General features: G+C 55.0%; 11 protein-coding genes. 9 read left to right on the forward strand and 2 right to left on the reverse strand.

Going from position 1 to position 15,888, the window contains the following annotated elements:
• Positions 1-2: 2 nt before the first annotated feature.
• Both Q0J85_RS10480 and Q0J85_RS10485 read right to left on the reverse strand, forming a co-directional pair.
• Positions 3-1,697, reverse strand: coding sequence for a hypothetical protein (locus tag Q0J85_RS10480; protein ID WP_294481212.1), 1,695 nt, complete (start codon positions 1,695-1,697; stop codon positions 3-5).
• Positions 1,698-1,712: 15 nt separating this feature from the next.
• Positions 1,713-3,203, reverse strand: coding sequence for a hypothetical protein (locus Q0J85_RS10485; RefSeq protein ID WP_294481215.1), 1,491 nt, complete (start codon positions 3,201-3,203; stop codon positions 1,713-1,715).
• Positions 3,204-3,410: 207 nt separating this feature from the next.
• On the opposite strand from Q0J85_RS10485, the gene Q0J85_RS10490 reads away from it, so the two are divergent.
• The 9 genes from Q0J85_RS10490 (at position 3,411) to Q0J85_RS10530 (ending at position 15,708) form a co-directional block, all read left to right on the forward strand.
• Positions 3,411-3,818, forward strand: a complete 408-nt coding sequence (locus Q0J85_RS10490) for a hypothetical protein (RefSeq protein ID WP_294481218.1) — start codon at positions 3,411-3,413, stop codon at positions 3,816-3,818.
• Positions 3,819-3,962: 144 nt separating this feature from the next.
• Positions 3,963-4,733 carry a triose-phosphate isomerase gene (gene tpiA, locus Q0J85_RS10495; RefSeq protein WP_294481220.1) on the forward strand — a complete coding sequence of 257 codons (771 nt, stop codon included), beginning with the start codon at positions 3,963-3,965 and terminating at the stop codon, positions 4,731-4,733.
• A 172-nt stretch (positions 4,734-4,905) separates the two neighbouring features.
• Positions 4,906-5,289, forward strand: a complete 384-nt coding sequence (gene secG / locus Q0J85_RS10500) for a preprotein translocase subunit SecG (RefSeq protein ID WP_294481222.1) — start codon at positions 4,906-4,908, stop codon at positions 5,287-5,289.
• Between the two features lie 24 nt (positions 5,290-5,313).
• Positions 5,314-6,003 carry a hypothetical protein gene (locus Q0J85_RS10505; protein ID WP_294481224.1) on the forward strand — a complete coding sequence of 230 codons (690 nt, stop codon included), beginning with the start codon at positions 5,314-5,316 and terminating at the stop codon, positions 6,001-6,003.
• 63 nt (positions 6,004-6,066) lie between these two features.
• Positions 6,067-7,890 (forward strand): pilus assembly protein PilM, encoded by a 1,824-nt coding sequence (gene pilM, locus Q0J85_RS10510; RefSeq protein ID WP_294481226.1) that lies wholly within the window; start codon positions 6,067-6,069, stop codon positions 7,888-7,890.
• Between the two features lie 14 nt (positions 7,891-7,904).
• Positions 7,905-9,227 (forward strand): hypothetical protein, encoded by a 1,323-nt coding sequence (locus Q0J85_RS10515; protein ID WP_294481230.1) that lies wholly within the window; start codon positions 7,905-7,907, stop codon positions 9,225-9,227.
• Between the two features lie 18 nt (positions 9,228-9,245).
• Complete coding sequence (locus Q0J85_RS10520; RefSeq protein WP_294481233.1) at positions 9,246-10,496, forward strand: hypothetical protein; 1,251 nt, start codon at positions 9,246-9,248, stop codon at positions 10,494-10,496.
• Positions 10,497-10,565: 69 nt separating this feature from the next.
• Positions 10,566-13,157: a hypothetical protein gene (locus Q0J85_RS10525; RefSeq protein ID WP_294481234.1), complete on the forward strand. Its 2,592-nt coding sequence runs from the start codon at positions 10,566-10,568 to the stop codon at positions 13,155-13,157.
• 25 nt (positions 13,158-13,182) lie between these two features.
• Positions 13,183-15,708 carry a hypothetical protein gene (locus tag Q0J85_RS10530; protein ID WP_294481235.1) on the forward strand — a complete coding sequence of 842 codons (2,526 nt, stop codon included), beginning with the start codon at positions 13,183-13,185 and terminating at the stop codon, positions 15,706-15,708.
• Positions 15,709-15,888: the final 180 nt, after the last annotated feature.

Here is a 15,888-nt window from a genome sequence, read left to right on the forward strand (position 1 = left end):
ATTCAGCGGTCGAGACCGTGCTGGCGGTAGAAATGGAGATTTTTCTCCCCGGCGTCGGCGGTCGCGATATCGATCTTTTTGAGTTGTTCTGCGGTCTCAACCGGCATGGCGCTGTCGGGGAGGAGGTATTCGCATTCCGCGACCAGAACCATCTGCGATTTGCGGGTCGACTCCGATTCGACCTGGAAGAGGTAGCCGAGCAGCGGGAGGTCTTTGAGAAACGGAACGCCGGTCGATCCGCGGACGATCTCCCGTTTCTCCAGCCCGCCGACGACGAAGCGATTGCGTTGTGTGGACACCATCACATCGGTGGTGACGGTGTTCCCCTCCTGAATGCGCGGAGCGCCGGTCGACTGGTAGCCGATGAGGGAAGAGTTTTTCAGCGTGAGTTTCAGAATGGCCGCCTCCGGCGCGATCGAGAGCGCCTTGACCGTCATGAAAAATCCGTAGGAGTTCGGATCTCGGGTGACGGTCTGCTGGTTGGCCTTGTCGACCGCGATTCCGGTCTCCTGCGACTCCCTGCCGAATGCCGGGAGAATCTCGTCGAAAATCTGAGCGTGGCTGCCGTCGGGCTGTTCTTCCGTCTTCGGGGCCGGAACGGTGGTGTCGATGGAAAAGAGCTGGGTTGTGCGTTCCAGCGTGCTGGTTGAATTCTGACGGACCGTCACCTCGCCGGAGTGGGCGATTCCGGCTTTGCCGCGGCTTGCGAGGAAGTCGAGGTAGCGGGTGTTCCACTTCGGATTGAAATGGTAGAAACTCGTGCGTTCCGAGCCCTGCGGGCGGGCCATCGTGCCGCCGTAAGTCGCAGCCCAGTTGTCGCGGTAGCGTCCCCCCGCGCTGAAGAGTTCCATGCCGGCGTTGTTTTTCCATGACTGAAAATCGATTCCGAGCTTTTCGTCGTTTTCGGCATAAAGTTCATAGACACGGAAACGAATCCGGATTTCCGGAAGAGGAACGTCATAGCGACGGAGCATCTCTTCGATGTTTTTGCGCGAATATCCGGCCGTGTTGAAGAAGAGGCAGTTCAAATCGGGGTCGAGCATCACCTTGTCTTTGCCGCCGATGAGTTCAGCCGTGTCGCCCGAGACATTCATGCCGACATGTTTGACCATCTCCTCGAGGACGGCGGCCGGGACGTTTGCGGGGAAGTAGACGTATTTCGGCTGCCCGGAGCTGTTCAGGAGTCCCGGCTGGTCAAGCCGTTCCACGATTGCGTCGATTCCCATTCCGTTTTCGGAATCCCGGAAGCGGTACTCTTCGGCGGAAACGAACAGAACGCCGGTTCCGTCCTCGAATTTCAGACATTCGACAGCCGTGTCGCTGCCGGAAACCCGCCGCGTCTGGACCATTTCGCGCAGGTAGGAGCGCAGCGCGTAAGGTTCGGCGTGCCGGAGCAGATAGGTTTTCGTCACGACTTTCGGATCGTTGTTGTCGCGGATGAAATGGACGGTGTCGAGCTTTTCATCGAGATCGATCCGGAGCTGCGCCTGGACCTGGGTGTCCATGTAACTGGCGGTATCGGCGTTGTTTTCGTTGCGCGGGATTCCCGGGGACGGCAGGGAGCGCGTAGCGGCCTCGACACTTCCCGAGAGAACGCTGTCCGTGTAGAGAGGCGTCGAGGCCGAATCTCCCGGTGCGGCGGCCAGGGGGATCACGGCGAAAGCGAGCAGGACGGCAAATCCGTATTTCTGTGACATTTTCATTCTCCTGAGTTATCGGGTGGGGTCGAACGGGATCAGTTCACTGAGCGACTTGAGCTGGCCGCCGTATTCGGTCGGCAACGTGTCCGGATGCACGAGTGTCCCGCGCGCGGTGATGAAGAAGCAGGTTTTTTCCCGGTTGACCGTTGTGGTGCTGAACAGATATTTCAGGAGTGGAATCTCCATGAGAAACGGGATGCCGATCGTCTGTTCGACTTCGCTCTCCCGGCTCCAGCTTGCGAGCAGTTTTTCGCTTCCGGTGAGCAGATTGCAGTCTCCGGTCACCGTGCTGACTTCGGCGAGTTCCGCGCCGTAATTGTTGCGTTCGACCACGTCGGCGGTCCGGATGAGGTAGTGAAACGTTACAACCGCCTGGCGGGAAGAATCCTCTCCGGATGGGAGCCCGGTTCCGGCATCGGACGGTCCGCGCAGATTGATCCGGGGGGCGGAGATGGTCAGTGAGAGCGGCGGCGGTGGCTCGTCGGAATTCAACAGCGGGTTGGACGCTTCCGCTGCCGACTCCTGCGGTCGAAGCCCTCCTTTCATGCCGACGCCGGAGATCCCGACCTGCAGCTGATCGTTGTCCCGTTTGAAAATCGCCTGAGATTGAGGGGAAAATCCGGTGGAATAACTTTCGTTTTCGCTGTTGGCGACGGTCAAGGTCGCGCTGTTTGCGATGCTGGCCCTGCCGTTCTGTTCAAGCATGCGGATGAAACTCGCATCGAACTGCGGCGCGATGAGGAATCCTCCGAAGCCGCCCGAGGCCGCTGACAGCGCCGCAGTACCTGCCGAATCGAGGCTCATTGCATCATAACCGATTTGCAGCAGATCGAGTCCGGGGCCGTTGCGCCAGCTCAGATAGTCGATTCCGAGGTCGCGCAGCGTGCTTTCGCGCACCTCGTAGATCGTGAACACGAAATTGACCATCGGGACCGGCCGGTCGAGCCAGGCGAGGTATTTCATGAGATCGTTGCTTTTGTTGAAGTCATCTTTCCAGTAGATCAGGTTTGTGGTGGCATCGTAGCCGACGAACGAGTCGACGCCGCCGTTGACACCGGTTCCGGTCATCACGTCGACCATGGTTTTCGCGGATCGGAATCGGGCCGGATAGACGCGCCGGGTGATTCCGGTGCCGCGGATCGGATCGCCCTGTCCCCGGCCGGTGATTCGGGAGGGACGGTCGAGTTTGGAGAGCATATCGTCGACATAGGGTATCAATCGGGCGGGACAGCTTACCGTAAGAAGTTGTTCATTTCCCGCCTTGTAGTTGATGCGGTTGACGGTCGACTGGGTATTGCTGCGTTTGAGAACTCCGAGAAGAAAGGGTGTGATATCGTCTGCTTTCAGGTAATTCAAGCGATAAACCCTGGAGGCCATGTACTCCTGTGCGTCGTCCTGGACCAGCCGGATGGTCCGGGAGCTCTCCGGAGATGGAGGAGCGGCAGAGAGGAGGGTGGGCAGAGTGCCGGCGGCAATGGCGGCTGCCGTGAGAATCCATTTCATGTGATGTTCCTTTCCTGTATGTCCGGGAGTGGTTCGGAATATAAGATATCCGCGTATTGTGAGCATATTGTAACACGGATGTTTGTTTTTTATTGCGGAATCGATTCCGGCAGATTGCATTTTCTGCGGCGGCTGCGGACTTGCAAATTCATGGTTGACCGTCTAAATTAAAGGATTACGGTCAAAGACAACCAGAGGGAGACTCCCATGAAGAAATTTTTCGTGACGTCCATGCTCGCGGCAGCGATACTTGCCGGGGGGATGGGGTGCAACACGTCGGTTGTGAAATCATTTCCGGCGGTCGAGGGGCAGACCAGTTCGACCGGAGCCCGCGTTCTTGCGAATCTCGAGGGAAGCAACTGGGGACTTTTTCTCTTCTATTATATTCCGCTCTGGAGCGGCAACCCGAACCGGCCGAACCGGCGTGATTACACCACATTCCGGAATCGGATTGAGAACAAATATACGGCCGGCATGCTTCGGGGGTGGGCCAGGCAGATGAAAGCGGATGTCGAGGACATTCAGATCACGGATTCGTCGACCGGTTTCTTTTCTCTGTGGATTCTGTGGCGGCGCAGTCAATCTGCGACGGCTGTTGCGGTCAAAAAGAAGTAACGCTTCGGATTTCCCAAGTAAAAAAACGATGAATCGCAGATGTTCAACGCCTTAAGGGTTGCAAAATGTTCGTGGGCGTGATATTTTTCTTATTGACACTTCTTTGTCATGGCACATACTTTATAAACGTAGAGAGGGAAGAATATGAGCCGTAAAGTCATTATCGCCGGAAACTGGAAGATGAACAAGACCGCTGCCGAGGGGAAAGCGCTCGTGGAGGCGTTGAAAGGGCTGGTTGCCGATGTTCCCGCCGACAAGGCGGATATCGTTGTCTGCCCGCCGTTCACGACGATCGCCGCGGTTGGCGAAGCGATCAAAGGCAGCAACATCAAGCTCGGAGCGCAGAATATCCACTGGGCGGCGAACGGTGCTTTCACCGGTGAAATTTCCGCTGATATGCTCAAGGAGCTCGGCGTGGAATATGTGATCATCGGGCACAGCGAGCGCCGGCAGTATTTCGGTGAGACCGATGAGACGGTCAACAAGCGTGTGAAAGCTGCGCTGGCGGCCGGTTTCACGCCGATTGTCTGCGTCGGTGAGATGCTCGAAGACCGTGAGTCCGGGAAAACGGAGAAAGTTCTGTTCACGCAGCTCGAAGGCGGACTCGCCGGTCTCAGCAAGGAGGAGATGGCGAAAGTCGTGATCGCCTACGAGCCGGTCTGGGCGATCGGCACCGGCAAGACCGCGACGCCGGAGGTCGCGGAGGAGACCCACAATTTCATCCGCATGACGCTCAATGATATGTTCGGCCGTGAGATCGGCGAGGGTGTCCGCATTCAGTACGGCGGGAGCATGAAAGCGGAGAATGCGAAAGAACTCGTTGCGCAGCGGAATATCGACGGCGGCCTGATCGGAGGAGCCGCTCTGGTTGCGGAGAGCTTCTCGAAGCTGATTCACAATGCCCTTCTCGGCTGATTTTTCCGGTTTTTTGGAAAAATAATTGATAATATTAGTGCTGTTTCTGAAAAAAGGGGTTGACTTTTTCTTTGATGAGCGCTAATGTTAGACCGGACCCGGAATGGGGAACACGGGGAGTCCTGTGTTCCCGCATTCCGAAAGCAACGAAGAAAAATAAGGCGCGATTGACATGATCGTATTTCTGTACGTGCTGGTGGCGATTATTTCGCTGCTGGTGATCGGGATCATTCTGATCCAGCCGTCGAAGTCCGGCGGGATGGGTGCCGCGTTCGGCGGAATCGGCGAGTCGGTGTTCGGCGCGCAGGTAGGCAGCCATCTGACCAAGGCGACGGTCATTATGACGGGGATATTTTTCCTGCTCGCTCTGGTGCTGGCGGCGCTGATCGGGCATGGGTACCGCGGCGGGAGCTCGATATCCGGAGTGACAAGTCAGTTGGAAAGCCCCGTGGTGCTGGAAGATGCTGGAGTCGCTGAGACGACGGTAACGGCGGCGCCGGTTGCCGAGGAAAAACCCGCGGCGGAAGCGCCGACGACGAGTGAACAACAGAAGTAGTGGAGTTTGCGGGGAAGTTTTCGTATGAAAAAGTGGCTGTTACTGGTCGGTCTGGTCGCGCTGTTTCTCTCTGAGGCGGCGATGGCTGCGGATGATTTCTTTACGAAAATCAAGATCAACTTGAGTTCGAGCCATGCTCCGAACATCCGGAACTCCAGCAATGCTACTGTGTCTGCCAGTGCCTCCTGGCGGAATAAATGGTTGATTATCGCCGTGGATTATACGCCGGTGGCACCGAAGAGTATGCGGAACGCCTGGATCAATGATGTGGAAATGAGAGTGCGAGCCGTCTTCAACGGGCAGAGTGACGGCAAAACCCAGGCGTTTTACTTTTCCGGGAGCAGTTTGTTCTGGACGATTCCGCTGGACAATCGCAAACACATTGCGACGATGATGATTCCCCCGCAGCTTCTGGATCGTTATCTCCCGAGCGGGGGGAGTGCCAGTACGGTTAATCTCGGCAACACTTTTACGATTGAAGTGCTGTTTTTGAATCGGGCCGGCGTGGTGATCGGCCGCGGTTATTACGGTCGGCGCGGTTTGTCTGATGAAGAGTATGCGAATTATTTCTCGAAGCTCAGTGGAGCCGCCACCGAGATTTCCGGGGCGATTCTGCCCCGCAATGAAACGCCCTGGGCCTTCATGGACATTGACGACTACGATCTGCTCAAGTCGGGAGGCGCGGCGCAGCAGAGTGTAGGAAACAATCAATAAGTTTTATTATAACAACGGTGCCGGGATGCCATCCGGTGCGGAACATGTGGAACAATCATTAAAATGCCAAAAGAGAACACGGTTTTGACGATTGACGTCGGCGGCGACAGCTTGAAGATGGCCGAATTCGTCTTTCCGCCGGGCGGGGCGATCGTGCTTCGCAAGTTCGCGTTTCGCAAGCTGGAAGAACGGGAGGGGGAGGAATCCTCGTTTGCCCAGACTTATCTTGAGATGCTTGCGGAGAATAACTTTACTGCGAAACAGGTTCGGCTTTCGTTATCCGGTCAGTCCTCTTTCTCGCGATTGAGCAAACTTCCGCTGCTTCTCGGCAACAAGAGTGCGATTTCCCGGATTGTGGAGTATGAGGCTCGGCAGACGGTTCCGTATGCGATGAGCGAAGTGGTCTGGGATTATCAGTTGATCCGGCACGCCTGGTCAGATCTCCGCAGTGAGATGCAGGAGGATGGCAGCACGATTGAGATTTCCGAGGACCACGAGGAGTACGAGGCGCTGTTTGTCGCAGTCAAGACGGATCAGATTGTTCGCTATACCGATGTGATCGAGGATTCCGGGAAGAAGATTCTCTCGGTGGAAATCGCTCCGGTCGCGTTGTTCAACGCAGCGAAGGGAACGCAGTTGCGCGATGACGAGTGCGCATTGATTCTGAATATCGGCGGTCGCGGTTCCAACTTGATGATCTCCGACCAGAACCGGGTGTTCATCCGGCCGATTCCGATTGGCGGAGACACCATTACGCAGCAGGTTGCCAAAGAGTTCGGCATCGGTTTTACCGAGGCGGAGGATCTGAAGCACCGGCACGGTTTTGTCGCGCTCGGAGGAGCCTACGAGGAGCCGGAGTCCGAGGTTGCGGCAACGATTTCAAAGATTGCCCGAAACGTCATGACACGTCTCCATGGGGAAGTGAGCCGCTCGATCAACGTGTGGCGTTCTCAGCACGGCGGGCATCAGCCGAGTCGGATTCTGCTTGCGGGCGGAGGCTCCACCATGTTGTATATCACAGATTTTTTCAATGAGAAACTGCGACTGCCGGTGGAGTATCTGAACACGTTCGGGGCGATTACGATTGATGAGAGCGTGGATAAGGAGGCACTTCAGGCGATTGCACCGATGTTCCAGGAGATGATCGGCATGAGTCTGCGCAGCGTGACGCAGTGCCCGATCAACATTTCCCTGATTCCGGCCTCGATCCGGAACCAGGTGGAACTGAACCGCAAGAAACCCTACTTTTATATTTCGGCATTTTCTCTGATCGCCTGTCTGGTGATTTTCTCTTACGGTGTTCACAAGCGTTTGAACTTCGACCGGCAGCGGGTGGAACGGGTGCAGGTCGAGGTGGATAAGACCAATCAGAAAGTCAAGCAGGTGGATGGTCTGTACGGGCAGTTGAATTCAGCCAAAAGTTCTTTTGAAGAGCCGCTGCAGTTCCTGCAGGATCGCGGAAAATGGACCAATATGCTGACGGAACTCGAACAGAAAATGCCCGATACGATGTGGGTTGCAAGTCTTGAGGGGATCGGAGACGAGGTCCCCGCGGATGACAGTTCGAGCAGCAGTGGGTCCGGCGGACTCGGTGGTTTCGGCGGAGGGATGCCGTTTGGTCCCATGGGAGAGATGGGCGGACCTGATTCCAATCTTCCGCCCTCTCCGGCAGATCTCACGGAAGTCAAGCAGCTCCGTCTGATTGGTTATACCCTGATCATGGGGACAAATCTTCTGGAAGAGCAGTTTTTGAAGCAGCTGAAAGATTCCAAGTTTTTTGAAGATGTGGAGGGTGGTTCTTCCCTGGTGAAGTTCACTCCGGAGAAAGAGTACAATCTGAGCTCTTTCGAGATTCTGGTGAAACTTAAGGAACCGATCAGGAAATAGGACGGAGAACGACAGTGAATAGATTTGTAAAAAACAATTTGGTGCTGATAATCGTCCTCGGAATTTCCCTTGTTGTGACGATCGGGCTTCTGGTCTGGACGACAATGCAGTATCTGCAGATGTGGCAGTACATTACCCAGACGGAAAATCTGCGGGAAGAGATTGCGAATCTGATCAAGAAGACCCCGGCTCCGGTTGAGGGGAATATTCCTCTCATTGAGACGGACAAGAAATTGTATGAGCGGGTAGCGGAACAGATTCGCAAACCGTTCGGACACCCGTTGCAGCCGGCGTTGGATCAGTTTATATCCGTATTGCGTCGCACGAACGGTGAGGAAGTTTCTCTTGAGAAGTTCAAGGAGGAGTTCATTGCGGAATGGACAAAGAGCGATGTGTTCGCCCAGCAGGAGATGAATTACAAACTTTTTCAGCGCAATAACTTCCGCAACTGGGATGAGGCGATGCAGGCGTTTCGTTCTGTGGCGGAAAAAGCGACGGCTGAGCCGATCAACGAGGGGAATATTGATGAAATTTTCCGCAGTTCGCTCGGTGTTCAGCGCAAGCTCGGCGGGAAACCGGAAAATCTCCTGCTGATGATGACGAATTTCCGGGATGGCATGCTGGCGCTTACGAAAGACAAAATTCAGTTCGATTCGGAAGAGGCGACCTATTTCTCGTTTTCGTTCACGGATATCGGGACCGGGGTTGCTCCGACGTCGGATGGTGCTCCGGGAGGCAGTTCGAGCGGCTATCTGCTCGAGGATTATCCGATGATCGCGCAGCACTGGGAGATTCTCAGTGATATCGTAAAGCGTTCGACGGAATCCGGCATTCAGAGTTTTGTTTCATTCCGCAAGCGTGGCATTCAGCCGGAGAAAACCGGAAGTTTCGACGTGTTCCATTATTCGATCGAGGTGACCGGGACAATGGAGAGCATTCGCAAGTTTGTGGGAATTCTCGATCAGGCCTATCATGATAACCGCGTTTATGTGGTACGAAGCGTGTTTCTCTATCAGCTTGAGGACGATGCGCTGCCGTTGGTGAATCCGGAGGTCGCTGCGGCGAAAGAGGCGACTGAGGAGCAGCAGAGGTCTTCGCGCGAAATGTATCAGCCTCGCCGCGGCGGTCGTCGAGGAGGTTTCCGGACTCAGGAGAGCGATGAGGAGCGTCTGGCGCGGGAGAATGCGGAGCGCCAGGCTCGTGAAATTGCTGAACGGGAAAAGAGTTTGCCGTACTATCACCGGAGTGGATACGGAGTGCCGGTTGTAGGCCGGAACGGGCTTTGCCGTGCGATTATCGATGTGGAATATATCATGGAATCCGGCAGCGGAATTTAGTGAAAGCGGAGGTTTATTTTGGATATTCTGAAGAAACACTACGAAAAGCTGATTCTGCTTTTGCTTCTGTTGATTTTCATCGGCCTCATGTTTCACGTGTTGAGCATCGTGCAGCAGACAAGCGAGATTCAGGATCATCATCTCCAGATTCCGACGCGGCAGCCGGATTACCAGACGCATGATCCGAATGCGTCCACGTTCGATGTGCCGAGAATTTTCAAGGAGACGAGCTTGAGCTGGGTGAATCCCGGGTCGCGCTCCGGATCTGATAACGGTATTTACACGGATCTGGCCTATGTATTCAAGATTGTGAAGTGTCCGTTCTGCGGAAAATTGATTCCCCGCAAATATATGGATGATATGCTGGTCTGTCCGTTTTGCAACAATGCTGCGGAAAATGGCGATAAATTCGTCAAGCCGCCTGCTGACATCATCGTTCCGGCGATTCCGGATGAGATTCGTCGTGAATATGGACTTGATTCCAATGATCCGGACAGCGATTTCTACGATATTGACGGCGATGGTTTTTCAAACGTCTATGAATATATGATGCACACGGACATGGGCAATGTGCGCAATCACCCGCCGCTCTGGCATCGGCTGCGTGTGATCGAGGTCGGCCGTATTGCCCTGCCGATTAAACTGGTCAGCGTGAATACGATGGACAGCGATGATCCGAAGCAGTGGGAGCTGAGAATCGACGCGAACGGCATGAGCAGCTTTTACATGATTGGAACGGAGCTTGAAGTTGACGGACGGTTTTTCATGATCGAAAGCGTCGACCGCCAGGCGGGCGCCGGGCCGGATAAGAAAGATCTGTTTGCCATCAATCTCAAGGAGATGAACGGCGATCTGAAGCTGAAACTCGCAATGGGCGGAGTGCTCCGGTCGTTTTCCGACAAGGCCGTTCTGCAGGATATCTCGAACAAGCGGCAGTATACGGTTATGGTCGGGGATTCGCTCAGCGTCGGAGACCGTCGGACCGGGAGCGAGAGCTACCGGGTCAAGGAGTTCGATGCGAAAGAGGGTACGGTGCTTCTTGAGATTCCGTCGAAATCGGAGAATTCGACGGAGGATGAAAATGGTACAAAGATGCTTGTTACCGGTTCCGGTCGCATTCCGCCGGCCCTGATGGTCAAGGTTCCGCCGGCCCGGGATGAGATGCAGGAAGGCTATCCTCCCTATGGGAATCCCGGTTACGGGAATCCCGGTTACAGGAATCCCGGTTACAGGAATCCCGGTTACAGGAATCCCGGAATGAGAAGATAAGTGTAAAATTTCAAAAGTTGGAATTCAGAGATAGATCGATCGATTAACAAATTAAGGTAGACAACGAGCATGGAAATCTCAAACCGAAAGCTGTTTTCGCGGGGTATGGTCGCGATTGGTTTCGCGGTTGCTTTTTCCGGAGTTCCCGGTGATATATTCGCCGCGGATCAGCCGGAGACAGCGGCGGCAGTTGCGACGGCCGGAACGGGAGACAACGAGTTGAGTGCGCAGGAGAAGGCGTTGCGCCGCAAGAAATTTGAGGAGCAGGACGCCCGCATTGAAGCTGCCCGGAAAATGGACTTCGAGAATGGGAAGAAAGAGTTCCAGGCGGTTATTGCTGAACTTGCGGATCCCTCTCAGAATTTCGGAACTCTCGGCCGGGAGAGGCATCAGCTCTTTTTGAAAGAACTGGAAAGCCGGAAAGTCGCGCGCGGCAAAGACCTGCTCAGTCAGGCCCGCGTCGCGGCTGCGGATGAGCGCTATCCGAACGCGATTCAGCTCGCAACGGAAGCGATGGATGTATCCAAGCCGGAGAAGCAGCAGGATGGCTCTCAGGGGGATTCCCCGCTGCTTGTCGAGGTAGAGACTTTCATTGAGTTCTGCCGGACAAGACAGCATGCGCTGGAGACTCGCCAGGCGGTCAACGTTACGACGTCCTATCCTCAATACGAGGCGAATGAAGCGACGATCAAGCGTCTGCTGGCGGAGGCTCAGGTTTTCTACAAGGCTCAGCGCTATGAGGAGGCCATCTCCCGAATCGAAGAGGTGTATCTGATCGATCCGTTCCAGCGTGATGCGATTCAGATGATGAATAACATCTACAAGAAGATTTATACGGCGGGTCTGCACCGTCGTGAGGCCGACATTGCCGGAATTCTCGCTTCGGACATGTGGCAGTGGGTTGAGCCGGTGTTTCCGGTCAGTGTCCAGCCCAATTTGAAAGAGGGAATTCGCAAGGAGCCGGCCGGTCAGGGGACACTTGCGAAGATGGAGCGGATCGTGTTCCCCCGTATCGAGTTTGAGAATATGGACGTGAAGTCTGTGCTCAGCTATCTGAATGATCGCAGCAAAATCTACGATCCGGATAAGGAGGGGGTAAATATTTCCTACGGTTTCGGAAATCAGACTCCTGACAGCTTCCAGCGGATTACGATGAGCTTGTCTCATATTCCTCTGAGTGAGGTGATCCGGTATGTCTGCCAGAATACGGGTTTGAAGTACCGTGTCGACCCGACCGGTGTTTTCATCGGACCGAATGTGGATGAGATGCAGATCCAGTACTTCCAGGTGCGTGGTGATTTGATCTCCAGCATTACTGGTGATGACAGTGCTGATGCGACCGAGGCGGGAATGGCTGCCGGTGGTATGCCCATGCCTCAGGAGCAGCCGCCGGCCAATGCCGGTGTCAGCGGCGAAGGCGGTGAGGCGTCCAAGACGTTCCTCGATCGCACTTCCACGCGCAAGCCGTCGGTTACGGCGATGGCGTTGATGCGTTATTTCCAGGCGCGCGGTGTTCCGTTCGGGCAGGGCAGCTCGATCACCTATGACAAGCGTGCGAGCAAACTGATCGTTCGCAATACGCTTGAGAATCTGCGTCGTCTGGACGAACTGATCCGCCAGCTTGATGCGATTCAGACGCCGCTGGTCATGGTTGAGATCAAAGGTATTGAAATCAGTGAAACCGACATGCAGGAACTCGGGTTCGACTGGTCGATGGATGTGGTTTCCCGGAATATGTCGTTTGACTCGGACGGTAACGTCTCTCTGGCGGCGGGTGCCGACAAGGGTTGGGCGTTCGGGCAGGGTGCGAACCGGTTGCAGAACACGCGCGGCATGACCTCGAATGACGCTCTCTGGGGAATCAATACGGCGGTGATCAACAAGCTCAATATCTTCCCGGCGATTTTCGGGCGGCAGAGCATTTTCGGATCGGACGTTCCGTTCAACCTCTACTTGACGATCAACGCGCTGAGTCAGAATTCCAAGACGGAGACTCTGTCGGCGCCGAAAGTCATGACGACCAGCGGCAACAAGGCTTCGGTCCAGATGGTCAAGAGCTATTGGTTCCCGACCGATTGGGAAGAGTATGAAATCGATGATGACGACAACGGGGTATCGATCACGATTCCGACTCCTGACTTTGAGGAGTTCGACGATATCGGCATCTCGTTTGACGTGACTCCGGTTGTGAATCCGGACAACTACACGATCACGCTGGATGTGAATCCGGTGTTCCGCAACTTCATCGGAAAAGACGAATATCCGATCGTCGTGACCGGCGAAATTACCCGTTATGTGAATTCGACGGACGAGAACGGACTTCCGATCCCGGGTATGCTGACCCTCGAACGTGTTGAAGAGTCGATGACGTTCAATGTCTGGATGCCGATGATTTCCTCGCGTAAACTTCGTGTCAATGTCACGGTGTACGATGGTGAGACGATTGTTCTTGGCGGCATGATTGACAGTGCTGTCAACAAACGTACGGATAAGTGGCCGATTCTCGGGGATCTGCCTTTTATCGGCCGGTTCTTCACAACGCAGGCGGAAGATACCGTCCGCAACAATCTGCTGCTGTTTGTCACCACCCGTCTGGTGAATAACGACGGCATTCCGATTCGCCGTGGTCAGCAGAACGGCGCGCCGGACTTCAATCGGTAAAAATTAACGCCGGAGGCATAAGGATATGTTGAATAGAGAGTCGAAATTACTTGGGCTGGCAGTTGCACTCGGCATCGGGTGTTTGCCGGGCGCGCAGGCGGATTCGCCGGCTCCGGTCGTCACGCCTGAAATGCAGGTCATGAACAACCAGTATGACGTCGGCAGGCAGTTGGTGGAGACGGAAGCGAACGCTCTTGTGATCCGCGCGAACAAACTGTTGACGGAGAAAAAATTTGAGCAGGCCCGGGATTGTTACATCCAGGCTCAGAAGAAGTTTGAACAGTTCAGCACGACGGAGTTCCGTGAACGTGTAGCTTACTGTCAGCGAATGATCAAGCAAAGTTACATCGAAAAAGCGAAAGAGGCGATGCGGATTGCGGATGAGCGCGCCGTCTCGCAGGATTTCGAGGAAGCGATCAAGCTTTGTGAGGAAGCGATCAAATATTGTCCGGAAGAGCGGGAAGCATTGCAGGCCAAGATCGAGTTCTACCGGAAACGTCAGACTGCTGCCCAGCAGCGCGAAGATCTTGCCACGAGCAAATTGATGCCGAACTACTCCCGGGAGGAGTATGATATCCAGGTTCTGCTGCAGCAGGGACGGGAGCTTGCCAATGCCGGAGAGTACAGCCGGGCGCTGCGCAAATTCCAGGAGGTATTGCTGATCGATCCGTTCAATGCCGATGCGTTGCAGAATGTTCTTGCAACCAATACGTTGATCGGCAGGATCGGCAAGGTGCGTTTCGCAAATACTCTCCGGAAGATGACCGGTGAGGTCAACTGGAAATTTGCGATTCCGATCACCCCTGATTCCGATGGCGAAGTCGGAACCGATTTGCTGTTCGACGGTCCTGTTTCCCAGGTGGAAAAAGAGGAGAGTGCTCTGCAGAAGAAACTCAACTCCATCATCATTCCGAGGATTGATTTTGACAATGTGTCCATCGCCTCTGCGATCAAGAATCTGAGCGACCAGAGCCGTCGCCTTGATCCGGAGCGTCTCGGTGTGAACATCGTTCTGCGCACCTACAGCGATTCTTCGCTCAATTCTCAGGACGGCACGATGGGGCAGGACGGGATGCCTCTCGACCCCGCTTTCAACAATCCCAACAATCCGGCGCGTTATCAGCAGGCGCCGATGCAGAATCAGCCTCAGAACTGGCAGCAGGATCCGAATGCCGACCCGAATGCCGACCCGAATGCGATTCCGTTTGAGGAACGTCCGGTCAGCCTTGTGACCAACAACCTCACGCTGATGCAGGTGATCGCCAGCCTTTGCAAGAACGCGAACATGCGTTATCGGGTGGAGAAATATGCGGTGGTTCTCGCCCCGCAGAATGTGGCTCTCGATGAGATGGAGACGCGGATTTTCCCGGTTGATCAGTCGGCGCTTTCCTCGATTGACGGCGGCGGCGAAGACAGCAATGCGCTGCGGGAATACTTTGAGCGAGACAATGCCATCCCGTTTCCGTATGGGTCCTCGATCGTTTATGACAGCCGGATCAGCCGTCTGATTGTGACCAATACGGTCGAAAATCTCCGTGCGGTGGAGACGGTGATCAACGAAGTTCTCGACCAGCAGGAGCCCATGGTTCAGATTATGATCAAGTTCATCGAGATTTCGCAGACGAATCTCAAGGAACTGGCATTCAATTATCAGCTTGCGATCAACAATCGCGATACCCTGAGTCCTGACGGTCATACGGTCAAGATGGGGAACAGCTCCAACGAGCTTATGCGGTATTATCGCGATGACAGCGGCGATGCCACGACCGCAGCCCGGGATCCTCTGGCGGACAGTACGTTCTCCTATGTCTGGGAAAATTCGGATGGTACGCGCGTCACCGGGTCGATGTTCGCGCTGAACTGGGCGGACAGCGGTGATGTTCTCGCTTCTCCGCGCGTTACGACGCTGCCCGGGCAGACCGCCCACATCGAGATGGTCACCGAACGTTATTTCCCGGAAGAGTGGGAGACGGTCGATCTTGACACGAGCAATACAGACGGCGATACGAACGAGACCTCTTCGAGCTGGCGTACGATTCGTGCCGATCCTCAGCCGCAGTTTGAATCCGAACCGCGCAAACTCGGTATCGTTTTCGACATCACTCCGGAGATTGACCGTGACCGCCGGACCATCACCGCTCCGATCGTGTTCCCGATTCAGACGTTCTCCGGGTGGATGATCTTTGATGCCCGGGCTCAGAATGCCGATGAGGAGGATGGCGGCGAAGACAGCGGTGATGATGATGAATACTTCAAGATGCCGATTTTCGACCGTCGTGAAATCAACACTGTGATCACGGTCTACGATGGTGACACGGTGGTGCTCGGCGGTGTGGCTTCCGATGTGACGGAAGTGGTCTACGACAAGATCCCGGTGCTGGGTGATCTGCCTTTCATCGGTCGGTTGTTCCAGTCCCGTTACACGAATGCGGAAAAACGCAATCTGCTTGTCTTCCTGACCTGCAAGCTGGTCAAGCCGGATGGGACTCCGTTCTATCCGCAGGAAGAGCGGAATCGTGGAGTTCCGAATTTCGGACAGAATTACTTCTGAGTCAGCACCACGAAAAAATGAACCGGAGCAGGAGAGCCTGCCCCGGTTTTTTTTCTGCCCTGACGAATGGAAATATTTTTCCCGGGGCACGGGGATGGGGATCGTAAGCGCCCAGCCAGCCCCATCTGGATTTGAGTCAGACAGTGTGGTATGTTCTTCCACAAACCGGAATAATGGGAG

It is taken from the genome of uncultured Victivallis sp., from assembly GCA_944389935.1.
Taxonomy (GTDB): domain Bacteria; phylum Verrucomicrobiota; class Lentisphaeria; order Victivallales; family Victivallaceae; genus Victivallis.

What these genes read in the sequence shown, in the direction of transcription:
- Q0J85_RS10480 (WP_294481212.1), bottom strand. Translation starts at nt 1,697, where the DNA reads ATGTCACAGAAATACGGATTTGCCGTCCTGCTCGCTTTCGCCGTGATC.
- Q0J85_RS10485 (WP_294481215.1), bottom strand. Translation starts at nt 3,203, where the DNA reads ATGAAATGGATTCTCACGGCAGCCGCCATTGCCGCCGGCACTCTGCCC.
- Q0J85_RS10490 (WP_294481218.1), top strand. Translation starts at nt 3,411, where the DNA reads ATGAAGAAATTTTTCGTGACGTCCATGCTCGCGGCAGCGATACTTGCC.
- tpiA (WP_294481220.1), top strand. Translation starts at nt 3,963, where the DNA reads ATGAGCCGTAAAGTCATTATCGCCGGAAACTGGAAGATGAACAAGACC.
- secG (WP_294481222.1), top strand. Translation starts at nt 4,906, where the DNA reads ATGATCGTATTTCTGTACGTGCTGGTGGCGATTATTTCGCTGCTGGTG.
- Q0J85_RS10505 (WP_294481224.1), top strand. Translation starts at nt 5,314, where the DNA reads ATGAAAAAGTGGCTGTTACTGGTCGGTCTGGTCGCGCTGTTTCTCTCT.
- pilM (WP_294481226.1), top strand. Translation starts at nt 6,067, where the DNA reads ATGCCAAAAGAGAACACGGTTTTGACGATTGACGTCGGCGGCGACAGC.
- Q0J85_RS10525 (WP_294481234.1), top strand. Translation starts at nt 10,566, where the DNA reads ATGGAAATCTCAAACCGAAAGCTGTTTTCGCGGGGTATGGTCGCGATT.
- Q0J85_RS10530 (WP_294481235.1), top strand. Translation starts at nt 13,183, where the DNA reads ATGTTGAATAGAGAGTCGAAATTACTTGGGCTGGCAGTTGCACTCGGC.